This is a genomic window from Vibrio sp. Vb1337 (assembly GCF_033338715.1).
Taxonomy (GTDB): domain Bacteria; phylum Pseudomonadota; class Gammaproteobacteria; order Enterobacterales; family Vibrionaceae; genus Vibrio; species Vibrio alginolyticus.
The window spans coordinates 326,723-349,140 of the sequence record NZ_JAWOTD010000003.1 but is presented as its reverse complement, the minus strand read 5'-3'; the positions used below and the strand labels follow the sequence as shown (position 1 = coordinate 349,140).

The window sequence follows — 22,418 nt, the reverse complement described above, 5'->3', positions numbered from 1 at the left end:
GTCAGGCAGAAAGGTCTCTCGCCTTGCTGGCTTTATTCTCTAAATACGCAAAGTTTTAGGTGAACCCGATACTTTTCCGGTATCGGTTCTGTGTATTCCAGATAACGAATTGCTGTGGTTGTCATCGGCAGCGCCACAATCAAAGTAAACAGAAAAAATGGAATAAGAATATGATCAAACTGATGTTGGTACGCTTGAACCAGCTTTTCTGAAAGGTCGCAAGATGGTGATAAATTCACACTCTCATCTTGCTGACTCTGTATTTGGTGAGCCTTCGGGCAGCTTTTCGAGAAACCAGAATTTTGGCTTAAGCATATCATCACCACCCAAAGCACGAGGGCGAGTGTCCATTTGGCTATTTTATATTGTGAGCGTAACAATGGGTCGTATAGTCCTGTTAATTCTGGTTTATGCCGTTTACATATGACCGGGCCATCCTAACCTAAATTTCGTGGCTGAATGTTACTTTCGAGTTAATCGATATTGCCTCAATGCCAAAGTATGAAGTACGTCATGAATGTTGTAGAAAGCAATATTCGTCAGAATCATTTGTTGAGTTGATGAAGAAGTCGTGAGCTATCGACATAGATTAATATACCTAATTGTTAGCACAAATTTTTATTATCTTTCAATTGTGATTGGAATCATAAAACAAAACTTCATAACTGAGTCGCGATAATGTTCGGCAGGCGGATTGATTTTGATCATCTCTCTAGCACATTATTCAGGTGAACATATGTGTTAAGTTCCACATGTGTAGGTAATGTTATGAAAATTCCTGTTCAAACTGAGCGTAAAGTTACACTGGGGTGCTACGTTGCTCTGGCGTTTGCGGTTGTGTTCTTTTCTGGTCTGATGCAATCCAACGAATGGTACGGTGTATTCGACTTTACAACGCTTAATGGCTCTTTCGGTAAAGTGGCTTACGGCGTAACGGAAGGTGCGGATGGCGAGGTACAAGCTGCGACCACATCTTTCCGTGGTACTGGCGGTAGCGGTGCTCGTGACGGTTTCATTTTCGCACTTACTTTGATTCCAACCGTTATGTTCGCATTAGGTATGATCAACGTACTTGAGCACTACGGTGCACTTGAAGCAGCTCGTAAGCTTCTTACTCCTCTTCTACGTCCTCTAATGGGCATCCCTGGTAACTCTGGTCTGGCTTTAATTGCTTCTCTACAAAGTACCGATGCAGGTGCGGCAATGACGCGTCAGCTAAAAGACGAAGGTCACCTAACTAAGCGTGAAACGGACGTATTTACCATGTTCCAGTTCACTGCAGGTGCAACCATCGTGAACTTCTTCTCATCGGGTGCTGTGCTGTTCACACTGACGATGGCTGACGGCTCTCTAGCAGTAACGTCTTCTATTGGTTTAGCAGTTGTGGTGATGTTCGCATTTAAGATCATCGGCGCGAACCTGTTCCGTATCTACCTGAACATGACGGAAGGTAAAGAAGACAAGCAAGACCAAAACAAATCAGAGAACCTAAAAGAGGAGACGGCATAATGGGTGACGTTAAAGCGAAAAAACCAATGGTGACGGATATCTTCGTCGAGGGTGCTAAGAAAGGCTGGGTAATTGCGACTACCTCTACGGTGCCTAACGTATTGATGGCGTTCGTTATCATCAAAGCGCTTCAAATCACTGGCGCGTTGGATCTGATGGGCACGGTGTTTTCTCCAATCATGGCAGTGTTTGGTCTTCCGGGTGAAGCAGCAGCGGTATTGATCGGTGCTTGGATGTCGATGGGCGGTGCGGTTGGCGTAGTGATTACGCTGTTTGACCAAGGTATCCTGAACGGTACGCACATTGCGATTCTTGCGCCTGCTATCTACCTAATGGGCTCTCAAGTTCAGTACATGGGTCGTATCATGGGTCCAATTGGTACTGAAGGTCGTTACATCCCAGTTATGATTGCAATCTCAGTATTGAACGCGTTTGGCGCAATGCTGGTGATGAATCTGTTTGTCTAGGAGTGAGTCATGCAATTCTCTCTAAATGAATATCTAGAAGAGCTACGTCCGCTGATTAATGTGGATTGTGGCACTTACACGACTGATGGTATCGAGTTTATCGCTTCTCAATTTGAAGAGAAGTACCAAGCGATGTCAGGTTGGAGCGTAAAACGCATCGACTGTGGCAGAGCGGGCATCGGTCTTGAAGTTCGAAACAAGCCGGAAGCTGAGCAAATCGACGTAATGCTGATTGGTCACATGGATACCGTGTTCCCTGTGGGTACTGCTGAGCTTCGTCCAATGTCTCAAGATGCAGAGAAAGCCTACGGTCCGGGCGTCTCGGACATGAAATCTGGCTTGCTGAACATCGTATACGCGATGCGCAATCTAGACCAAGCGGTGTTGGATAAGTTGTCTATCGCTATCTGCATGAACCCAGATGAAGAGACGGGCTCTCTGGACTCTGTGGATTGGATTCAATCAGTAGCGAAAAACGCTAAGAATGTGCTGGTTGCAGAAGCAGCACGTGCAGACGGTGGTTTAGTGAAAGCGCGCAAAGGCATGGCTCGCTACAAAATGACCTTTAATGGCGTTGCTGCTCACGCAGGTAACGAGCCAGAAAACGGCCGCAGCGCAATCACTGAGATGGCGAATTGGATTCTGGCTGTCAATGCAATGACCAACTTTGAATCTGGTACTACGCTGAACGTCGGCATTGTTTCTGGCGGCAACGGTGCGAACATCGTCCCTGAGCACGCTGAAGCGATCGTGGATGTGCGTTTCTGGAGCAACGAAGAATACGATGATGTCGACAGCAAGCTAAACGGTACGCTGGAAACACCGTTCGTTGATGGTGTGAGTATCGAATTGGTTCGTGAAGCTTATAAGCCTTCTATGGTGCCAAGCCCACAAACAGAAAGCCTGATGATGCTAGTTGAAGAAGCGGCAAGTGAACTGGCGATCGACATCAATTGGAAGGAAGTGGGTGGCGGCTCTGATGCAAACAACACGGCGATTCTTGGCGTTCCAACTTTGGATGGTCTAGGGCCTATCGGTGCAGGCTTCCACAGTGATCAAGAGTACTTGTTGCTTGAGTCTATTGAACCACGTATCAAAATGCTGATGCGTGTACTGGAGAAGATTGCTCAATAAGGCATTCTGCTTCTAAAGCTTGGTTCCCAAAGCTGTTGGTTTCAAAACCATTTGGTTTCTAAGACTTTTGATTTCCAAGACTTTTTGTCTCCAAAGCAATAATCCCCGGACTTCGGTTTGGGGATTTTTTATCTAGCCATTTTGTTTCCTTCCTTCATTATCATTACGCGCTATTAATCCTACGTTCAGGTTCATGGTCATAATATCTATGCCACAGTCATAAATTTAGGAGGCACGATGACCACAAGCATGTCTGTAAATTCGGCGTCCGATGACGTCTTAGACCAAACGATGCAAGCGCCAGATGAGAAAACCTTCTGGCGTAAAATGAAAAATTCCGTCAAGAAAGCAGGCGAAGAGATTGCTGTTATGGGCATTAAATCATGGCTCGCGATGGCAGATTCCAACACCTCTGTTCGCCACAAGGCAATCTTAGGTGGTGCGTTGGCTTACTTCGTCCTACCAACAGATATGGTGCCAGACGTGTTAGCAGGTGTCGGCTTTACCGATGACATGGCAGCGTTGACTCTAGCGGCGAACTCGGTCGGCAATGCCATCACCGACGAGCATGAAGAACAAGCGAGAGAAAAACTGAGTTCGATGACGGAGTAGGGTTATTACCTATTCTTTAGATTCCAGATAAAACAAAAGCCCCGATGTTTCCATCGGGGCTTTCATTTAGACAGGATAATTGAGTTTGGAAGGGTTTATGCTTCCGTGCGCTTCAGGTGCACTTCTTCTTCGGCTACGCCTGCCATTGGGTCGTTGAAGCGAGCTTCATCCAATGCACCTTCTGATTTCGCAACGATGACGGTTACTGCACTGTCTCCAGTGATGTTTACCGCGGTACGAATCATATCAAGAAGACGGTCAACACCCATTATAAGTGCAATGCCCTCTAGAGGCAGACCTACTTGGTTCAATACCATTGCCAACATTACTAGACCCACACCAGGGACACCTGCGGTACCGATAGACGCCAGAGTTGCCGTCATGATAACCATTAGGTAATCGCCCATAGTTAAATCAATATTGAAAGCTTGAGCAATAAACGCAGTTGCTACGCCTTGCATGATCGCCGTACCGTCCATGTTCACGGTTGCACCAAGTGGTACTGTGAACGATGATACACGGTTCTCAACACCCATGCGGTGCTTTGCTGTTTCCATTGTCACTGGAATCGTCGCGTTCGATGATGCTGTAGAAAAAGCAAACATGATCGCGTCTTCCATCTTACGTAGGAACGTAATTGGGTTTAGACCTGTGAAACCTTTTAACATTAAGCTGTAAGTAACTAGACCGTGTAGGACAAGCGTACCAGCCAGTACTAAGAAGTACTCTGCCAGATTGACGATCGCGCCCAGACCAAGACCAGTAAATAGCTTCGCCATTAAGAAGAACACCCCATAAGGCGCCAAGTTCATCAAAATCGCGACCAGTTTCATGATCACTTCATTCAGATCAGAGAAGAATGCTGCGATACGCTCGCCTGGCTTACCTGCTGCACTGATCGCGATACCGAATAGGACGGCGAACACGATAACTTGCAGGGTTTTACCTTCTGCCATTGCGCTGATTGGGTTAGTCGGGAACATATCAATGATCACCTGACCCAAAGATGGTGCTTCTGCTGATTTGAATGAACTTGCTGCCGTTAGGTCTGCACCAGCACCCGGCTGGAATAGCGTACCCATGGTTAGAGCAAGTGTGATTGCGATAGCGGTTGTTGCTACGTAGAAAGCAAGGGTTTTACCACCCATGCGACCCAGTGTAGAGAGGTCTTTTAGAGAGCTGGTACCACAAACTAGCGAAACAAATACTAGCGGTACAACAAGCATTTTTAAGCTGGCAACGAAGATCTGTCCACCAACTTCGAATAATCCATTAACAATGTATGCGTCGACAAATCCGTTGTCGGCAAAAAGTGTGCGAATTGCAAATCCTGTCAAGATACCCGCTACCATACCTAAAATTACGCGGCTGGTGAGCGACATCGGTTTCTTGGTATTCATGAGAACACTCCTTATAGTTATGCACCTTGAGTTCACTTCAAAGCGGCGAGCAGATTAGCAGCGGAGTGAGAAAATACGAAAGAATAATCCTCTAAATGGTTAATAGATGTGAACTTTATCACTAATAAAAATGGAATTTTAACCAAATATTAACGAATTGGCTGGATAAAAAGTTTGTATTTTAACACTTTTATCGAATATACAACCGATAACAAAGAGGATTTACAATAAATTCTAATAAGAGATAGAGTGCATACTCTCTTTGAGTGGATGCATTTCTGCATAACTATTTAAGTTGTATTCAGACTAGCGGTCGCTTCTTTAGCGATACTTTAGTATTGAGTGTTCATCAGAGCCAACGAACCTTTTATGCTTTCATATTTGTCAACTCAATGATGGTTGGCAAGTGTAGTTAGTTGGAGGTGATCCCAGCTCCAATAACTTTGACTGGTATTTTTAATCCCTCCAACCCAATAGCATTGTTTCGCTCGTATTAAACCCTCCAAACACTGCTTGCCAGCCTCAGTGATACGGACGCTTTGTTCCCACCAGTGCCTTTCACGTGGCTCAATCGTGATCAAAGGTGTTTGACACTGTGCTAGAGGGAGGAGTAACGCGTAAAACATCACGTCTCCTAGGTAAGGAAGAGGTTCTAGTTGTTGATATTGCTCAAACCAATCTTTGATGGGAATTGAACGATTTTGCGAGTTCAAAACCTTTAGTGCGAGGTGTTGTGTCAAGCTCAATCCAGTTTGTGAATTAGGTAACTCTTGCAAATGGCGCTTAAGCACGTCGAGTATATTGGGTAAGCAATCCAGTTGATGTTGCTCTATCAAACTGACGATAGCTTTTGGTGAGGAACATGACACTGCTTGCCAACACTGCTTTGCTTGGCTCAATAACTTAGCAGATACGGGTTTACGATATCGCCAACAAGAACGAATAGCTTCTTCAGGCAACTGCCCAAAGCCGATGAATCGCTCAGTACCCGGAAACTGGTTCAACTCAATGATCTCTATCACTTTGTTCTCTACATTCTCTAACAGTGTTAGAGCACGAATTAGCATCAATTGATCATAGCTGTCATGTTCGACCCAAAAGACGATTCGTTCAAATACATCACTTTGCAACAGATCGAGGTTTGATTGTTCCAATGTGACTATATCTTGAACCGAGTCTTCACGCTTCATCACAGGCAGCAGAGTCTCTACGACATATTGGGCACGAATGGCAAGGAAGTTCTGTGGTGTTGCTGGTATGGGGCCAATACAAAGCGGATCGATCAGGGCTAAAAATGTCCCTTCAAATCCGCTGGCTTTTAGTTGTTGTTGAATGTCGTGGCCACAACGAACGTGTAGCGTTTTTACTTTCGCATCTAGGGGCGGTTTTTGTTCTTTGATGGCTCGTTTGTGCGCTTCTAGCTCTTCGACATGAGCTTTTAGTTTACTCCAACTGGATAAGCCCAGTTCTCTTGCGAGTGCATGTTGAACGTCAGCCAATTGAATTGTATTGGGAGTCAATGACTCTGGTTTGGAGTGACATCGCTTAACTAACTCCAACGTAGCGTCATCGTATAGGCGGATAGCTTTGAGCCTTTTTTTAGCAATGGATTTTTGCTGATTGATATTGATCGAGAAGCTATTTGTAGAGTTCATATTTCACCTTTCTTATTTCTTCCACACTCGCCTAAATAGAAGCTAAAAAGAAGGTAAAAACAGATTGTGCCTGCTAAACCAAGCAGGTGAGGATATTGCCGTGAACCGAGTTCTTTCCGCGAGTGTTGGGTGCTTTAGGCATGAGCAGAGTGATAGTAGGTGGTCGCTATCCTTCGTGCAACCTTTTGTGAGAGTGTAGCGTCACAAAATGGCCGTTTCCCTATATTTAGGGAGAATCAATAGGCGATAACACTAGCGATTCAACTCAATACCACTGTCGCTAGGCTCGAGTTTCTACACTTTTGAGTAAAGTTCGATAAAGCGCTTGAGTCGCAGGACCACTTTTGGCTCCTTTGGGCAAAGTGAGGTGCAGCGCAACTTGATATTGATGGGAGTGTTCGATCTCCAATACTTTAATTTTATCGCTCTTGCGGGCTGCGACTAAGTGCGCTGGTAGCCGACAAAATCCAGCGCCTTGCTCTACGGCGTGAAAAGCGTGGTCGAAGTTATCGACGGTAATACGCTGACGTGCGCGTAACCAACCCACATCTCTTTTCGTTTTGTCTGAATTGCCTAAGTCACGGATGACAATTTGGCTGGTGGTTGCAAAATCGTCGATGGAAACATGCGGCTTTTTAGCGAGTGGATGGTGTGCTGCGACTACAGGCAGCATGGTTGTTACGCCAAATGCTTCGGCAGGGTAGTTGGTTATCGGTAAGTTGATGATTGCGATGTCAGCGAGCTCATTTACGACCATTTCGGTTGTTTTGCTCAGTGACGTTTCAACCACTTGAACGGAGGTCGTGTTGTTGTCCTCCAAAAATTGACTGAGTGGTGCATAAAGCCAACAAGGGTCACAAAGATGATCTATTGCGACCGTGATTTGAGATTCCACCCCACTTTTTAACTGCTCGCTGATGACTTCCAGTTCCCGCGCTTGTTCAAGCATGGATTGTGCACGACGCAGTATGGTTTTGCCGTGCTCAGTCAAACCTGCTTTGCGCCCTCGTACTTCGATAAGTTGGATACCAAGTTGGTCTTCTAACTTCCTCACCGAGTAGATCAATGTGGTATGGCTCTTGTTGAGCAGCAAAGCTGCAGATTGAATGCTACCTTCTTGATCAATCGCTTGTAGCGTTTGCCATTGTTCTAAGGTCGTTTTTAGTCTCATGAGTCAATTTTTTAGACAGTTAATGGCAAAATTATGAACTTTTTTGTCAGTTTTATAAAGGTAATAATCTTGTCATCGAAAGCGAGTCAATAATAAGAGGAGACTCAAGATGGCGAAATTATTGCAAGTTGATTTTGAATTTCATGGTCCGTTTGGTGAAGAGATGTCGAATACTCTGGTCGACTTAGCTCAGTCAATTAACCAAGAGCCGGGTATGATTTGGAAAATTTGGACGGAAAGCGAAAAAGACAAACTCGGTGGTGGTATCTATCTTTTTGAAGATGAAGCCACGGCGCAAGCTTATCTCGAAATGCATGCCGCACGCTTACGAAAAATGGGCGTAGTCGAAGTACGAGGTCAAATCTTCGATATCAATCTGCCGTTAACGACGATCAATCAAGGGCCTATTGGAGGATAAGGAGATGATGACCAACCGCACTTTTCTAACCGTTCATGGCGTCATATATACGGTATTCGCTTTTGCGTTGTTTTTTGTACCAACCATGATGTGGCCGATGTATGGCGTACAAATTAACGACCAATACGCGCTGTTTTTATCGCAACATACATCGATCTTTTTAGGTGGAATCGCTGCGGTGAGTTTGATGCTACGAGATGTGGAATCTGGTAAGACTGCGAAACAGCTGTTTAAAGCATTATTTATTACTAATGGGTTAGGGGCAGTGATTACTACCTATGCCGGCATTATCGGAGTATTTGTCGGTTTTGGTTGGAGTGACCCAATATTCTTTGTCTTGCTTAGTCTGATTACGTACAAGCAATTAAGAGTGCAATAGAAAAAGCCCTGCTGTTTCTAGCAGGGCTTTGTCATATTTGATTTAATTAGCGATCTAAATTCAATTTATGATTCGCTTTTGTACGCGTAGTTATAGTAGCCGTATCCATAGCCGTATGAGTTAGATGCTTTTTTCTCAACCGCATTGAGAATCACACCTTTAACTTCAACGCCTGATTGCTCGAAGCGACCTTGCGCGACTTCAATCTCCTTCAAAGTCGTTTGATCAAAACGAGCGACCATCAGAGTTGTTCCTGCAAGCGCGCCAACAATGCTTGGGTCGGTAACTGCGAGTACAGGCGGCGTATCGATGATGACTAGATCGTATTGTGCAGACATCTCGTCAACAAAGCTCTTGAAGCGAGGGTGCATAAGAAGTTCTGACGGATTTGGTGGTACTTGGCCGCGAGTCACAACATCTAAATTATCAATGGATGTAGATTTAATGATGTTGCTAAGGGATGTCTTACCGCTCAAGTAATCAGAAAGACCGTTGTCCCAGCGTAGACCGAAGCATTGCTGCAAATAACCTTTACGCATATCCGCATCAATAAGCAGCACTTTCTGACCGGTTTTCGCAGCGACGGCCGCAAAGTTGGTCGATACAAATGTTTTGCCGATAGATGGTGCAGGGCCTGAAATCATAAGAACGTTATTCTTCGCTTCCATCATTGCAAAGTGCAAGCTAGTGCGAAGACTACGTAGAGCCTCAATGGAAAGATCGGCTGGGTTAGCTTCCGCTAGAAGGACTAGCTCATTGTTGCTGCCTTTGTTGCGCTTAAGCTTGTTTGCAAATTCCAGTTGTTGAATAGATTTTGGAACGCTTGCGTAAACTGGCATGCCAATCTGTTCAATTTGATCTGGTGTTTCCACACCACGGTGGAATGCTGCACGAATTAATACGAAAGCCACGCCTGCCATACCGCCAAGCAGTGTTGCTAGCACAACGATAAGCGCTTTTTTCGGCTTGATTGGCTTAGAGAAAGATTGAGCGTTATCTAAGATTCGAACGTTGCCAACTGTTCCGGCTTTAATAATGTTGAGCTCTTGAACCTTGTTCAATAGTTGGATGTAGATTTGTTGGTTTACTTCTACATCGCGTGTCATACGTAGAACTTCACGCTGTGTTTTCGGTAACTTTTGAACTTGTTTATTAAGACGTTCTTTCTCTTTTAGTAGTGTTTCACGTTTATCAAGTAGCGACTTATAAGCTGGGTGATCCTGTGTGAAGCGTTGGCTGATCTCACTTTCTTTGAATGTAAGCTCATTTAGCTGTGCTTCTAACTCAACCATTACTTTCAGCGTTGACTGAGCTTCAAGGCCTAAATCGATAGATTCATTTTCTTGACGGAATCGATTTAAAACGTCTTCAGAAGCGGTCAGTTTTGTTTTGATGTCTGGGAGGTGACCTTTCAAGAACTCGAGGCTTTGCTCTGCCTCTGCAGAATTTCTTTGAACGTTTTGTAAGAAGTAGTTTTGGCTAATGTCGTTCAAGATATCTTGAATCTTAGCGCGGTCTTCACCAGAGAAGCTTAAAGATATAATCCCGGTTTGCTTACCACGTTCGCTAATCGATAAGTTTTCTTGAAGTTTATTAATTGCATCTAATTTACTGATTTTGCTGACCGTGAATGAGTCACCAGTTTGAGCCACAAGTTCAGTCGCCAAAAACTGGTATCCATTCTTCTCAAGCAGTTCACCAACTTTACCTTCTAGAATGACGTTATTGTCATCTTCTAAGAGCCTGAACGTCTGTTTTTCAGAATCAATAACTTCAAGAGTTAAAGGAACGCCAACTGCGTAAGAAGGAGCATTAAATCGTGAAACGCTCAGACTGATTTGCTCACCTTGTAGTCGAGCTAGACCTTTACCAATAATTGGCATGTAGTTTGGAGAAACGACAGTCGTTAAGTTGAACTTATCAACAGTACCGCCCAAGATCATACGAGATTTGATGATCTCTATTTCTGTTGTCGCTGATGATTCTGCTGAAAACAGCTCTCCCATATCACCAACCATCGCTGAAATACCACCTGAACTCTTACTTTCGATTTGGATAAGAGCGTCAGCTTTATAGATAGGTGTTGATAGAATGGCAACGCCGACGCCTATAATCGAAAATAGGACTACGGCACATAGAATGAGCCATTTGGCATCGAGAATGATCCCAAATAACTTTCCCAAATCGATCTCATCGTCGGCTTGACGTGATTGCTTAATAGTTTGTGTTGTCATTACTTTAACTTCTTAAATACCTTGCCATTGGCGTTTATTTAGCCTTGCGGCTTATAGTTTTTGAGACCACGCTTTTGCTGCTTTTTCTATAAGCGTATATGCATGTTCGAAAGCTTCTCTACTTTGTCTGTATGGATCAGGGATGTTTTGTTCATTTATCCACTGTCCAAACAGCATCGTTTTACCTCGTGCCTCAGGAGCGATTTTGGTTAAGGCTTCTAAATGACCTTTTTCCATAACCAATATCAGATCGTATTGAGCGCAAAGCTCTGGTGTTAATTGTCGTGCTTCGTGTCCATCTAAGCTTACGCCACGTTCGTTCGCGATAGTGGTTGCCATCTCGTCAGCAGCTTTTCCCGTTAGATGGCTCTTATCTACTGCGATTCCTGCTGATGCGACATGTTTGTTTGGTAGTAAAGACTGCAAAAGCCGCTCTCCTGTTGGAGAGCGGCAAATATTACCGACACAGACGACAAGAATATTAGAAAACAAATGCTTACCCTACTTTAAATTGTATGCTTATGATCTCAACTGAATTGCTGGCTTCTTTATATTGCGCAATTGAGCTGAGTAGCTATCGATTACGTGCCGCAAGAGATAATTTTCTTGCGGCACGTTGTTTTACGGCCAAGTGCGTACTCGTAGTACACCTTCAGTTAGTTCATTAAAGCCGGAAATGGTTGGAACGAGCTGAGCAATCACACGATTCCAACGACTAACAGGTGCAGCCGTCACATAGACTATGTCGTAAGGGTTGAGATCAAACTCAGTACCAATCACCAAAGCAGAAGCGTCAGAAACATCTAGCTGATAAATGTCCGCCATTTTAGCTTCTTCTTTTGAACGTCTGATGACAAACACACCGGTAGCATCTGCGGAGATTTCACTGATACCACCAACACTGCTAAGAGCCTCAGTAAGGCTCATGCCGCTACGATCAATTTTGAGTAATTTCGGATCGTTAACCTCGCCCATAACAAATACTTTTTGCGCATCGTTTCGAGGAATATGAACAATATCGCCAGGCTTTAGAAGGCGGTTTTGAGTTAAATCGCCTTGTTGCATCAGAGCATACAAAGAAACGTTTTCAACAACGCCATTGCGTGTCAGTGTCGCATTACGCCAATCAGCCTCGGCAGCCAGTCCGCCAGCTCTATTCACAGCATCTAGAAGTGTAAGGGGGATGTTTGTAATTGGTTGTTGTCCTGGCTTGTTAACTTCGCCAGTTACATAAGTCTTTTTAGAGCGAAATGCCGCAACGCTTACATCGACCTGTGGGCTCTCAATGTATTTTGCAAGGCGGCTTGCAATGTCTGCACGAATCTGACGTACGTTTTTGCCTTCAACATGTACGACACCTATGTAAGGGTAGAAGATCGTGCCATCCGAATGCACCCAGTTACCCGCTTCGGCTGAGCTTCGGTATGAGCCCGCTGGGATCGTTAGCTCTGGGTGATCCCAAATAGTGATATTTAGGATATCGCCAGGTCCTACTTCGTATTCATATTTTGCGATTTCAATATCTAACTCTGGGTTTGGTTTTGAAAAAGGGTCCACTGAATTTAAAGACGTTACGCGCTCCAAAGTTAAGGGATAAACGGTAACCTGAGACTCTATATCACTCGATTCAGTGCTCATGACTGTTTTGTCACTGACCGAAAGGTGGCTACCAGGCAAAGTACACCCTGTAAGAAGGATTGGAAGTACTGATATCCCCAAAAATTTATTAAATGTGTTCATTGGTTTATAACTACCGAAAGAAAGTTTGCCGACTGAAATTGATTCATTCTAATTGAACTGCGTTTCATCAATATTGACGATTTACTGCAGTTTTAAGCCTTTAGAAAGCGAGTCCATTCAGAATTATTTGTGTAATAAACACTCCAAATGGCTGCTAGCAACTTAGAGCTCTTAGTTTTATTAATGAAGGTGTGAAAATCCGACCCACAAAAAATAGTCAACTATTATCCATCTGGTTGCAATAAAGGCAACAAGTTACTCGAAAAAATACTGACGAATACATGACAAAATTGTGTCTATTTAGCGTTATTGAGATGAATGCATGATTTTGCACAAGCAAACAGGCAAGAATGTGAAAAAACTCATGCCAAAGTTGTATGCATCCTATTTACACTATATGCAACTGCCGTTATGCTTCCTGTTGCGGTCGGATATAACAACAAATATTGGAGCTAATTTTGAAAATCAAACTTTTAACGGCAAGTGTGGCAGCAGTCCTACTAGCAGGTTGTGGTAGTGACAGCGACCCTGAGGTAAAAAGATACTCAGTTCAGGCTTATGACCCAGCTGTTATCGGCATGAAAGTTCAAGCAGTATGTGGTGGTGAGACATACGACGCGATTGAAAATACAACAAACTATGAAGGTATGGTTGGTAAAGCGCGTTTTGAAAATATCAACGTTGTAAATGCGCCAGGTGATTGTGCTTTCGTATTAACGCACACAGAAGATAGTAAAGACGCGTCAAATGGCAAACCTATTACATCTGACTACAAAATCCCTCAAGGCCTAGCCCAGGCGGATTCATTGGTAACAGGCTCTCCATTTACGACTTTGGTTGCTAACTCTTTAAAAGATGGTGAAGTATACTCTTCTGATATCGCTGAAAAAGTATTCGAGAATTTGGGTATCGATATCAATGCAAGTGGTAAAACAGTTGACGAAATCCTTCGTGATACAGAATCTGTAGTAGCAGGACTTGGCAGTGAGGGTGGTAACAGCGCACTTGCTACTCAGCTAGTTGCAACAGCAAACGTTGTATCAGATATCATCAAAGCGAACCCAACAGCTTCGCCTGAAGCTGTAGCTGTTGCTGCAAAAGCAATCACAGAAGATGTAATCGCGGCGAACCCAAATTATCCTGAGAATGATTCAGGAGATGTTATCTACGTAACGATTCCAGCTGAAGATACTCAGAAAGTTGTTGCAGATGTACAAGAGGCTATCGATAACGACATTCCATTAGAAGATATCGAACCTGACGTACCACAAATTCCAGATGCGGAAGTCGGTGAGCCAATTGAACCTGAAGATCCACCGGGTCCAGGCACTGGCGCGACAGGCGGTAACTAAGCAAGTTTTTGCTGATAAATTCTAAAGGCCTCTTCAGAGGCCTTTTTTGATCCTATAGTATTGTAGTCATCACCTTTTAGTGAGCCCTTTTCTGTTTAAGTAAGGCAGGATGTGCGGACGTGATTCGCCAGCCAGTTTACTGGTGACTTCTTGTGACCAAGTACTCTGTTTTTGATTGCTCGAACGGTTTGCATAGTAGTTTCGCATAGTTTGGTCATACGTCTGAATATCATCCAAGTTTAGATATTGATACTGATTCTCATGCACCACGACATGCTTAGGTAGGCGAGGTTTTACTTCAGGGGCTTGATCTGGATGACCAAGACACATACCAAACAAAATGGCGGTATTTTTAGGTAAACCTAATAATTCGTCTACTTTTTGGGCATTGTTTCGTAAACCACCAATATACACACCTCCTAGTCCCATCGACTCCGCCGCTAGCAAGCAATTTTGTGCCATGATGCCCGAGTCTACAGCGCCTATTAGCGTTAACTCGGTAAAGTCAGCTTGAACATCTGGGTTGATACTGGCGTGGCGTTGGTAATCAATGCAAAACACCAAAAACTCAGCCGCGCTTTCAACGTACCCTTGATTTCCGGCATATTGAGCTAATAGCGTACGTTTTTCTTTGTCGGTCACGCGGATAATTGAAACGACTTGCAACATGCTTGATGAGGACGCCGCAAGGCCGGCTTGAAGAATGGCATCTAATTGTTCGCTCTCAATCGGTTGTGAGGTGAATTTTCGAATTGAGCGGTGATTGAGAATTGTTTGAATCGTGCTGTTCATGGTGACTTAACATCCCCTGTTACGTTAAAGGCTGAAGACTCACCTTAGCGACATTTGATGAGTCGGTAAACTATCTCAAAAGAAAAACAATGCTTGGTGCATAAGTGTGAAGACGAATCGAGAATACACCACTCGTTCTGTTTGAGAGCGTATATACTGTTTTTAGAATCAATAATTTAAATGCAGTGGAAAATATGAAAGAACTCATTGTTCATACAGTTACGGTGTTTATGGGCTTCTTTGCCATCATGAACCCTATCGCCAATATTCCCATCTTTTTGAGTTTAACTGCTGATGAAGATAAAGAAACCATCCGTTCCATTGCGCTCCGCTCGGTTTTTATTGCATTTATTATCATCGCGATATTTTCTATTGCCGGTAAGTTAATTTTTGATTTGTTTGGTATCACGCTTTATGCATTGCGAATAACAGGCGGCATTTTGGTGTTTTTGATAGGTTTTAACATGCTTCAAGGTGATTCGACGCATCAGAAAACCAAAGAGAAGGCGTATTCACCAGCTCAGCAACGGGCGGCATTGAGTATTGCAGTGTCTCCACTGGCGATGCCAATATTAGCTGGGCCAGGAACGATTGCTACCGCGATGAACTTTGCGACAGCGGGTGGTTTCGATCAAACCATTATTACTATCGTTTCTTTCGCTGTCCTCTGTGTGATCACCTATGTACTGTTTTTATTTGGAGACAAATTGGTCAAAGCGGTTGGACCAAGTGCTCTAAATGTTGTGACTAAAATGATGGGCTTAATTCTAGCGGTTATTGGTACTCAAATGTTCATTGATGGCGCGGGCGAAGCCTATAAAACGGTTTTCTCCTAGATTTCTCTTAGACCTTGCCACCTTGGTTAAGCCCGCAATTACATTTCTAACGGGTACGGATTTTTTGAACTTTAGTTTTCATTTTCTAAGAGAGAAATAAATAGACTTCACCTATTTCAATAATAAGAATATTCAATTGTTGTGATTGCACGAATTTCATTACTCTTTTGGCAAGGAGAATGGGGGAAATATGGCAACAAAAGCAATTGTAGTAGAAGGTGGCGCGATGCGAGGCGTCTTCGCAAGCGGAGTGTTAGATGCGTTTTTAGAGCAGAGTTATAAACCGTTTGATTTTGCAATCGGTGTATCTGCTAGTGCATCAAATTTGATTGGGTATTTGACCGACTACCCGCATCGCAGTATTAACGTCATTACTAAGCTGGCCACAAGCAAACGCTTTTTTGACCCAACTCGCTTCGTTAAAGGTGGGGACCTCATTGATGTGAAGTGGCTGTTTGAAGAATCTAATCGCTTGTATCCCGTCGATGAAAATAAACTGTTTAATGGCGTTCCTTTTCTCGCAGCGACAACAAATGTAGATACAGGGCAAGCAGATTACTATCGCGTGACACGTGATAATTTTCACCATGCGATTGAAGCGACAACAGCATTGCCGATTGCCTACAAGCATACCCCTTGTTTTTCTGGCGGTTGTTATACCGATGGTGGGGTCGCTGACTCTATACCAGTGCGTGAGGCTTATCGTCGAGGGGCTCGCGACATAACCGTAGTACTCTCTCACCCGCTGAATTATGCCAAAAAGCCAGTTAAGACCACATGGCTGATGAAGAAACTGTTTGCGGAGCACCCCAAAATGGCGGATGCGATGTTAAGACGTGCAGATAACTATAATCAATCATTAGAGTTTATTCGTAACCCTCCACCAGGAACACATGTTAGGGTAATTGCCCCACCAGATAATTTTCATGTTCAGCGCTTATCAATGCGACAATCCGTTTTACTAGAAGGGTATGAAATGGGGCTGATTGAGGGGCGAGCGCATCTCACTAGTTTATCTGGTGTTCATGGTTTAGACCGGGAAAATTGTCATTTTTGCGTTTGATTATAAAAGAGCCTCATAGTGAGGCTCTTTTGCGTAACGTTCAAAGGGTGATTTAGTTGACTTTATCCCAAGCCATCTCCCAGTGTGAACCTATTCCAGGCTCGTAATGGTTTGCGCTTTCTTTCCACTGCATACAGTAACCAGAGTATGGGAAAGGTTTACATTGATAAATGCCCCCGTCGCTGGCAAGCACTTTTGTGCCCGCCGTGTAGCTAGATAGTCCTTCAGGGAAGACAAAATCGTACTCACCAGATGGTGGTGGCGTTACTGGATCTTCTTTTAAGTGAAAGTCGAGCGTTTGCTGAACCACCAAGTTGCCATCTTTATCCTTAATACGTGTTACGAGCATATGGTGACCCGGCTCCGATTTACTTAAAGCGAGCGATATCGCTTCTACCGAGCCGTCTTTCATTTCGTTTGCCCAACTTGCAAGTGGTTCGCGATGGTGATTGTAAACGGTGAGTTCTGCATTTAAATCGCCTTCAGCAGTTAGTGTCAGATCCAACGTTGTCGGTGTTGACTCAATGATATACTCGTCTGCTAAGCCATCTACTGTGAGTGAGTATTCTGGAACAGGAGTTTCAATGTTATAGCCGATCTCTACTCGCTCAAGGCCGCTATTTGCTTGCAGATACACCGGATTAGTACCATAAACAGGAGTGAATTTATCCTCTGCATACTGCCCGGCTTGCAGTTTTGTTTGTTCTTGGTTTAGCTTAGTCGCGAGTGCGTAAGACCAGTTTTTCGCTTGGCCCATTGCTGCATCGGTAATTTCTAGTTCAGTTCTATACGCCACGTTTTCACCTGCTTGATCAAATACGCGTGTATAAACCGAATCCCCAATATTTAAATCCATTGTAGGAATAATTTGACCGCCTTGCTTCCAATCTGGAATAACGGGACTGTCACCATCAAATTTCACATCGATCACGTTATAAAATGAGGCTGCAGTGTCGCCAACATCCCATACTGCCAGGATGACATGGTATCCCTCGCGAGTAGGCACATTACATTGATGGCTTACCTGTTTCGGGGGTTGAACCATATTGCCGTCGACGACACAGAAAGGAGTTAGATCAAAAGAGTCTCGTGATAGTGAAGCGTTTGGGTTCCAATCAGGCTTGGTGATGTAATATTTCCAGTCGCGCGTCACGTGGTTAGCGGTAAATGTCCATTCAAAAGTTTGTGTACCTGCTTGAATAGTGCGTTTTACCCAACGGTCGGCAGTTTGCTCATCAAGGGCAGCTGCTAAAGCGGTTTCGGCACTCGCTATTTTACCATCGCGAGGCCCTGTTTCGGGAAAGCCATCAGGGCCTTCAACGCTTTGCGGTTCATATTGAATCGCACCGCAGTTATTATTTTTTTCGTTAGTATCTGGCGTTGGATACTTACATAGTGCCGAGCGACTTGCAGCGACACCACCATTGGTTTCTGATACATAACCGTGAGCCGCAGCACCTGAGCTAATGCTTGCAAGTGCTAACGCGAGTACGGATTTGGTTGGAAATGATTTCATCACATGTCCTCTGTTATGGCTGACAAACTAGTGTCACACCCCGGCGCATGCTGAGCATAAAGCAACGCTACAGAAATTGGACTTCTGTAACACTGCGTCATGGTAACCCCGCTATCATGAGCATTCTTTTAGATTTTTAAATGCTGACAGACCGGAAGCTTTGCGTCCCACCCTTTCGAATGGTTTGCCGAAATGTGATTGAGCAGCCAAAATTTAGCTTAAGAATTTACATGTGGAAAAGTAAACGTCACTGACATGGAATCCTGTTCTCAAATTGAAAGATAACGATATCTTAACCTCGTCAATATTGTGCAGTGTCGTCTTGCAAGGTATTGATTTTAATTTTGTTTTTATCTTTTTTATAGTCATGGTGAATGAGTGGAGGTTTGTTGGGGATAAGTGGAGAGGAATCGTGCTAAGGGTGGAAGAAGTTCTGTCTAAAGGGCGGAGTGTACCGCCCTTTGAATGGTGTTATTTCGGCATGATGACAGTATCAATCACGTGAATGACACCGTTTTTAGCTTTCACATCGGTTGCAATGACATTTGCATCGTTAACCATGACTTTATCGCCCATGGTTTTAATCATCACATCTTGCCCCTGAACCGTAGTCGCTTTGTCTAGCTTAACAACATCGGCAGCCATCACTTTCCCTGGGACGACGTGATAAGTCAAAACAGTTACTAACTTGTCTTTGTTTTCCGGCATTAAGAGCATGTCGACTGTGCCGTCTGGCAGTTTTGCAAAAGCGTCATCCGTTGGTGCAAAAACAGTAAATGGGCCTTCCCCTTTGAGAGTGTCAACCAGGCCCGCTGCTTTCACCGCAGCAACAAGCGTATTGAAAGAGCCATTTTCAGCGGCAACGTCGACAATATCGGCTTTCATCATGCCATGCTCATGAGCCTTGACGGGCAGCATAAAAGATAACGTCGCCATCAGTGTCGCCGCGATAACTAAGATACGTTTGAACATAATGTGTTCCTTACTAGTTGAGGGTACAACGGGTTCCCTGGAGTGTGTTTGCATTTGTACGCATTGTGATTGAGAGATGATCATCGCGTCCTACTTTCTTTTGAGGGTCTAACATGTCGCGCAAGAATTCGTCTGCCTTCTTGTTTCACATCGGCTCGTTTCCGCCACGTCCATAAGCGCTCTCTTGCTGCCTTAGCTGCGTTGTCTGGTGTGATAATAGGTGCAAGGTAACGGCTATCTGGCTGCAACTGATACATGACAGCTTCCATCTGGGTCATTGTCCAAGGCTCGAATAAAAGAGGGGGAGGAACCATTTGCAATTCAGGTACCCACTTGTAGATGAACGTGCCGTCAGGATCATGTTCTTGGGCTTGCTTGATCGGATTATAAATACGGATTGTGTTAGTCCCGGTTACTCCTGCTTGCATTTGGAATTGTGGGTAATGAATTCCGGGCTCAAAGTCGAGAAACAGTTGCGCTAAATGCGTTACACCTACTCGCCAATTCATGTTCATGTGGTGAGTAAGAAAGCTAACCAGCATGGCACGCATGCGAAAGTTAATGTAACCAGTGTGGTGCAAACAGCGCATGCAGGCATCAATCAAAGGTACGCCAGTATGCCCGGATTTCCATGCTGCTAACTTTTCTTCATCGAAAGTACTACTTTGTTTAATCAATGGTTCGTAAGCCCGATTAACGCAGTAAAACTCCATGTCGTATTCCGATTCGAATTTTTGGATGAAGTGACAGTGCCAATGAAGCCGTGAAGACAATGCAATTAAGCTGCGACGAAACCCAGCGACTTGCCAGTGTTTCAAAAGGTATTGATAAACTTCACGCAAGGATATGTTACCCCAAGCGAGATATGGAGAAAGTCGAGTACAGGCTGTGCGTGAGGCTGTGGGACTAGAAATGCTTCGATAGTAATCACGACCTCGACGATGGAAAAAGTCCTCTAGTGTTTTCCAAGCGAGCCGGCTTCCTCCCGTTTGCATTCCTTTGCATTTTGATAGCCAGGATGATGGTGGCGAAAACGAACAGCCGAGAGCTTCTGCATCCAATGAATGCAATAAGTCGGTTTGGAGCTCAATAGGGCTTATTGAGGCTCTCATGACAGAGTCCCAATGTTTGTCCCAACCTTGCCGGTTTTTTGCACCTCTGATAACAGCACCGTGTTCGAACTCAAACCAGTCGATGTTCTGCTCATACAGCCAAGCGGCAACTTGTTTGTCGCGCTCAAAGGTGCAGTTGAGTCCTATTTCTTGGTGAGAAAAAACAGCGTTGATTTGATATTGCGCTTGAATTGATTGAAAACATGCTAAGGCATCGTCAAACAGCACCGTGATTCGATGCCCATACGCTTTGAGCGTCTCATCCATGTCTTGCAGTGATTGCCAAACAAATCGCCAGTGGCGCTCAGAATAGTGTGGGTTGTTCAATAGCAATGGTTCAACAATATACAAAAGCACAGTTGGGTGCTTTGTTGATAATGCTTGAGTTAGTGGTTGATGGTCAGTCAGCCTTAAATCTCGCTTTAACCACACGACATTGATTGTTTGCATCGGAATCCTCTTTGTTTCCGATGTTGTACGCAAGTAAACCGAAGAAATCTCATCCAATGATCGGTTTTATTCCACAAAACGTAGAGGTAACTTTTAGGGAGGTGACACATGGCAATAGCATTGAGTAAGTTACAAAAATACTTCTATGTAGACAAATTGGTCATTCATTCGCTTGATCTCGCATTGTACCAGGCATCTGTCGTGATTGATGGAGAAGCGCAATTTATCACTGATGACAACGGTATCTTTTTGAGGGCTCATTCCCTGATCGAGATGCAAAAGAAGTGCAGGAATATCAAAGCAAATAAGCAGGTTCTAGTGCATCAAAGTGCTTATGATGAAATGGTGGGGCTACCCGAAGGCAAAAGAGACAATCAACTAGAGGTATTGGTGAGGGATACAAAATTGTATTGAAAGAGTATTGGTGCGCAGTAAAAGCGAGCCACCTTACGGCAGCTCGCTAAATATAAGGAGAGTTAGGCTTAGTCTTGTTTACGCTGCGCTTCTTTTTGCGCGTACTTAGCGGCACGTCGGGCTTCTCTTTGCTTGGCACTTTCACCACCAACATGCTGCTCGCCTCGCTGCTCTGCAAGAACAATTTGTTTTTCACGCTCGCGGAATCGAGCAATTTGTTCTTCTGAGTGTGTGCCGTGACATTTTGGACAGCTCACGCCTTGCTCGAACAATTCTGACTGTTTGTCTTCTTCAGTGATCGGTAGACGACAAGCGTTACATAAATCGTAATCTGCTTTTTCTAGCTGGTGGTTCACTGCAACACGCCCGTCAAATACGTAACAATCGCCTTCCCACATGCTCTCTTCTTGAGGAACTTCTTCAAGATATTTAAGAATGCCGCCTTCTAGGTGGTAGACCTCATCAAAGCCCTGTTCTTTCATGTAAGCCGTTGATTTTTCGCAGCGGATACCACCGGTACAGAACATCGCAACTTTCTTGTGTTTTGCCGGGTCCATGTTTTCTTTTACATAGTCTGGGAATTCACGAAAGGTTTCAGTATTTGGGTTTACAGCGCCTTTGAATGTCCCGATCTCGATTTCGTAATCATTACGTGTATCGACAACAAACACTTCAGGATCAGCAATAAGATCGTTCCACTCTTGAGGTTTCACGTAAGTCCCCACTACGTGGCGAGGGTCTATACCTTCAACACCTAATGTTACGATCTCTTTTTTCAGTTTCACTTTGGTGCGATTGAATGGCTGGGTCTCAGAATACGACTCTTTGTATACGGTGCCAGTCAAACGAGGTTCGTTGTTTAGCCACTCCAGTAGCGTATCAATACCTGCACGATCAGATGCAACAGTACCGTTGATACCTTCACTTGCCAGTAGTAATGTTCCGCGAATATGGTGTTTTTCCATCAACGCAAGTAATGGCTCGCGTAGCTCTTGATAGTTATTCAGCTCAACAAACTTGTACAGCGCACAAACTACATACTGACTCATGAGGTTTCCTTTAAAAATACAGGTGGTCAACGACCTTAAAATTTTAGCGGCACGAAGTATACCTGACTAAACTAGTCGGAAATACGGACAAATTATACGGATATTATGAGTAGGCGGGGCCTGGCGGTCTTTGATAGGGGGAG

Annotated in this window: 22 protein-coding genes and 1 riboswitch; of the genes, 10 read left to right on the top strand and 12 right to left on the bottom strand. The window is 44.3% G+C overall.

The window, feature by feature from the left end; translation table 11 throughout:
- Positions 1 to 32: 32 nt before the first annotated feature.
- Positions 33 to 239, bottom strand: coding sequence for a copper resistance protein (locus R7E42_RS05360; protein ID WP_238966370.1), 207 nt, complete (start codon positions 237 to 239; stop codon positions 33 to 35).
- Positions 240 to 768: 529 nt separating this feature from the next.
- Between R7E42_RS05360 and R7E42_RS05355 the strand changes: the two genes are divergently transcribed.
- From R7E42_RS05355 to R7E42_RS05340, 4 genes are all read left to right on the top strand, one after another.
- Positions 769 to 1,509 (top strand): nucleoside recognition domain-containing protein, encoded by a 741-nt coding sequence (locus R7E42_RS05355; protein WP_213891063.1) that lies wholly within the window; start codon positions 769 to 771, stop codon positions 1,507 to 1,509.
- Positions 1,509 to 1,976 (top strand): YjiG family protein, encoded by a 468-nt coding sequence (locus R7E42_RS05350; RefSeq protein ID WP_005374849.1) that lies wholly within the window; start codon positions 1,509 to 1,511, stop codon positions 1,974 to 1,976. The genes R7E42_RS05355 and R7E42_RS05350 overlap by 1 nt, the downstream gene beginning before the upstream one ends.
- A gap of 9 nt (positions 1,977 to 1,985) precedes the next feature.
- On the top strand, positions 1,986 to 3,110 hold the full coding sequence (locus tag R7E42_RS05345) for a M20 family metallopeptidase (protein WP_238966369.1): 1,125 nt from the start codon (positions 1,986 to 1,988) through the stop codon (positions 3,108 to 3,110).
- Positions 3,111 to 3,347: 237 nt separating this feature from the next.
- Positions 3,348 to 3,722, top strand: coding sequence for a YkvA family protein (locus tag R7E42_RS05340; RefSeq protein WP_009698021.1), 375 nt, complete (start codon positions 3,348 to 3,350; stop codon positions 3,720 to 3,722).
- 95 nt (positions 3,723 to 3,817) lie between these two features.
- On the opposite strand, the gene R7E42_RS05335 is transcribed toward R7E42_RS05340, so the two are convergent.
- The 3 genes from R7E42_RS05335 to R7E42_RS05325 form a co-directional block, all read right to left on the bottom strand.
- The gene (locus R7E42_RS05335; RefSeq protein ID WP_238966368.1) at positions 3,818 to 5,122 is read right to left on the bottom strand and encodes a dicarboxylate/amino acid:cation symporter; all 1,305 of its coding nucleotides are present in this window, start codon (positions 5,120 to 5,122) and stop codon (positions 3,818 to 3,820) included.
- 389 nt (positions 5,123 to 5,511) lie between these two features.
- On the bottom strand, positions 5,512 to 6,777 hold the full coding sequence (locus R7E42_RS05330) for a DUF1835 domain-containing protein (RefSeq protein ID WP_318072405.1): 1,266 nt from the start codon (positions 6,775 to 6,777) through the stop codon (positions 5,512 to 5,514).
- A 280-nt stretch (positions 6,778 to 7,057) separates the two neighbouring features.
- On the bottom strand, positions 7,058 to 7,948 hold the full coding sequence (locus R7E42_RS05325; protein ID WP_318072404.1) for a LysR family transcriptional regulator: 891 nt from the start codon (positions 7,946 to 7,948) through the stop codon (positions 7,058 to 7,060).
- A 109-nt stretch (positions 7,949 to 8,057) separates the two neighbouring features.
- On the opposite strand from R7E42_RS05325, the gene R7E42_RS05320 reads away from it, so the two are divergent.
- Positions 8,058 to 8,366, top strand: coding sequence for a monooxygenase (locus R7E42_RS05320; protein WP_017447198.1), 309 nt, complete (start codon positions 8,058 to 8,060; stop codon positions 8,364 to 8,366).
- A gap of 7 nt (positions 8,367 to 8,373) precedes the next feature.
- Complete coding sequence (locus tag R7E42_RS05315; RefSeq protein WP_213962501.1) at positions 8,374 to 8,745, top strand: hypothetical protein; 372 nt, start codon at positions 8,374 to 8,376, stop codon at positions 8,743 to 8,745.
- 65 nt (positions 8,746 to 8,810) lie between these two features.
- Here R7E42_RS05315 and R7E42_RS05310 read toward each other — a convergent pair whose 3' ends face one another.
- From R7E42_RS05310 to R7E42_RS05300, 3 genes are all read right to left on the bottom strand, one after another.
- Positions 8,811 to 10,979 (bottom strand): polysaccharide biosynthesis tyrosine autokinase, encoded by a 2,169-nt coding sequence (locus R7E42_RS05310; RefSeq protein WP_213875830.1) that lies wholly within the window; start codon positions 10,977 to 10,979, stop codon positions 8,811 to 8,813.
- 51 nt (positions 10,980 to 11,030) lie between these two features.
- Positions 11,031 to 11,471 carry a low molecular weight phosphotyrosine protein phosphatase gene (locus R7E42_RS05305; RefSeq protein WP_154204039.1) on the bottom strand — a complete coding sequence of 147 codons (441 nt, stop codon included), beginning with the start codon at positions 11,469 to 11,471 and terminating at the stop codon, positions 11,031 to 11,033.
- 129 nt (positions 11,472 to 11,600) lie between these two features.
- Positions 11,601 to 12,719: a polysaccharide export protein gene (locus tag R7E42_RS05300; protein ID WP_017820139.1), complete on the bottom strand. Its 1,119-nt coding sequence runs from the start codon at positions 12,717 to 12,719 to the stop codon at positions 11,601 to 11,603.
- Positions 12,720 to 13,177: 458 nt separating this feature from the next.
- On the opposite strand from R7E42_RS05300, the gene R7E42_RS05295 reads away from it, so the two are divergent.
- Positions 13,178 to 14,071 (top strand): hypothetical protein, encoded by an 894-nt coding sequence (locus R7E42_RS05295; RefSeq protein ID WP_031780904.1) that lies wholly within the window; start codon positions 13,178 to 13,180, stop codon positions 14,069 to 14,071.
- A gap of 69 nt (positions 14,072 to 14,140) precedes the next feature.
- On the opposite strand, the gene nfsA is transcribed toward R7E42_RS05295, so the two are convergent.
- Positions 14,141 to 14,863: an oxygen-insensitive NADPH nitroreductase gene (nfsA, locus tag R7E42_RS05290; RefSeq protein WP_054728823.1), complete on the bottom strand. Its 723-nt coding sequence runs from the start codon at positions 14,861 to 14,863 to the stop codon at positions 14,141 to 14,143.
- A 194-nt stretch (positions 14,864 to 15,057) separates the two neighbouring features.
- Between nfsA and R7E42_RS05285 the strand changes: the two genes are divergently transcribed.
- Together R7E42_RS05285 and R7E42_RS05280 are read left to right on the top strand one after the other, a co-directional pair.
- Positions 15,058 to 15,699 carry a MarC family protein gene (locus R7E42_RS05285; protein WP_005374889.1) on the top strand — a complete coding sequence of 214 codons (642 nt, stop codon included), beginning with the start codon at positions 15,058 to 15,060 and terminating at the stop codon, positions 15,697 to 15,699.
- Positions 15,700 to 15,889: 190 nt separating this feature from the next.
- Positions 15,890 to 16,762, top strand: a complete 873-nt coding sequence (locus R7E42_RS05280) for a patatin family protein (RefSeq protein ID WP_318072403.1) — start codon at positions 15,890 to 15,892, stop codon at positions 16,760 to 16,762.
- A gap of 52 nt (positions 16,763 to 16,814) precedes the next feature.
- Here the strand turns inward: R7E42_RS05280 and gbpA are convergent, their stop codons facing one another.
- From gbpA to R7E42_RS05265, 3 genes are all read right to left on the bottom strand, one after another.
- Entirely contained in the window at positions 16,815 to 18,278 is a 1,464-nt protein-coding gene (gene gbpA / locus R7E42_RS05275) for an N-acetylglucosamine-binding protein GbpA (protein ID WP_318072402.1), read from the bottom strand.
- Between the two features lie 98 nt (positions 18,279 to 18,376).
- Positions 18,377 to 18,477: riboswitch (cyclic di-GMP riboswitch) on the bottom strand.
- Between the two features lie 272 nt (positions 18,478 to 18,749).
- Positions 18,750 to 19,250, bottom strand: coding sequence for a fasciclin domain-containing protein (locus R7E42_RS05270; RefSeq protein ID WP_318072401.1), 501 nt, complete (start codon positions 19,248 to 19,250; stop codon positions 18,750 to 18,752).
- An 80-nt stretch (positions 19,251 to 19,330) separates the two neighbouring features.
- On the bottom strand, positions 19,331 to 20,812 hold the full coding sequence (locus R7E42_RS05265) for a cryptochrome/deoxyribodipyrimidine photo-lyase family protein (RefSeq protein WP_170893945.1): 1,482 nt from the start codon (positions 20,810 to 20,812) through the stop codon (positions 19,331 to 19,333).
- Between the two features lie 108 nt (positions 20,813 to 20,920).
- On the opposite strand from R7E42_RS05265, the gene R7E42_RS05260 reads away from it, so the two are divergent.
- Positions 20,921 to 21,226: a DUF6482 family protein gene (locus R7E42_RS05260; protein ID WP_017634442.1), complete on the top strand. Its 306-nt coding sequence runs from the start codon at positions 20,921 to 20,923 to the stop codon at positions 21,224 to 21,226.
- A 68-nt stretch (positions 21,227 to 21,294) separates the two neighbouring features.
- On the opposite strand, the gene R7E42_RS05255 is transcribed toward R7E42_RS05260, so the two are convergent.
- Positions 21,295 to 22,275, bottom strand: coding sequence for a rhodanese-related sulfurtransferase (locus R7E42_RS05255; RefSeq protein ID WP_017634441.1), 981 nt, complete (start codon positions 22,273 to 22,275; stop codon positions 21,295 to 21,297).
- Between the last annotated feature and the right edge of the window lie 143 nt (positions 22,276 to 22,418).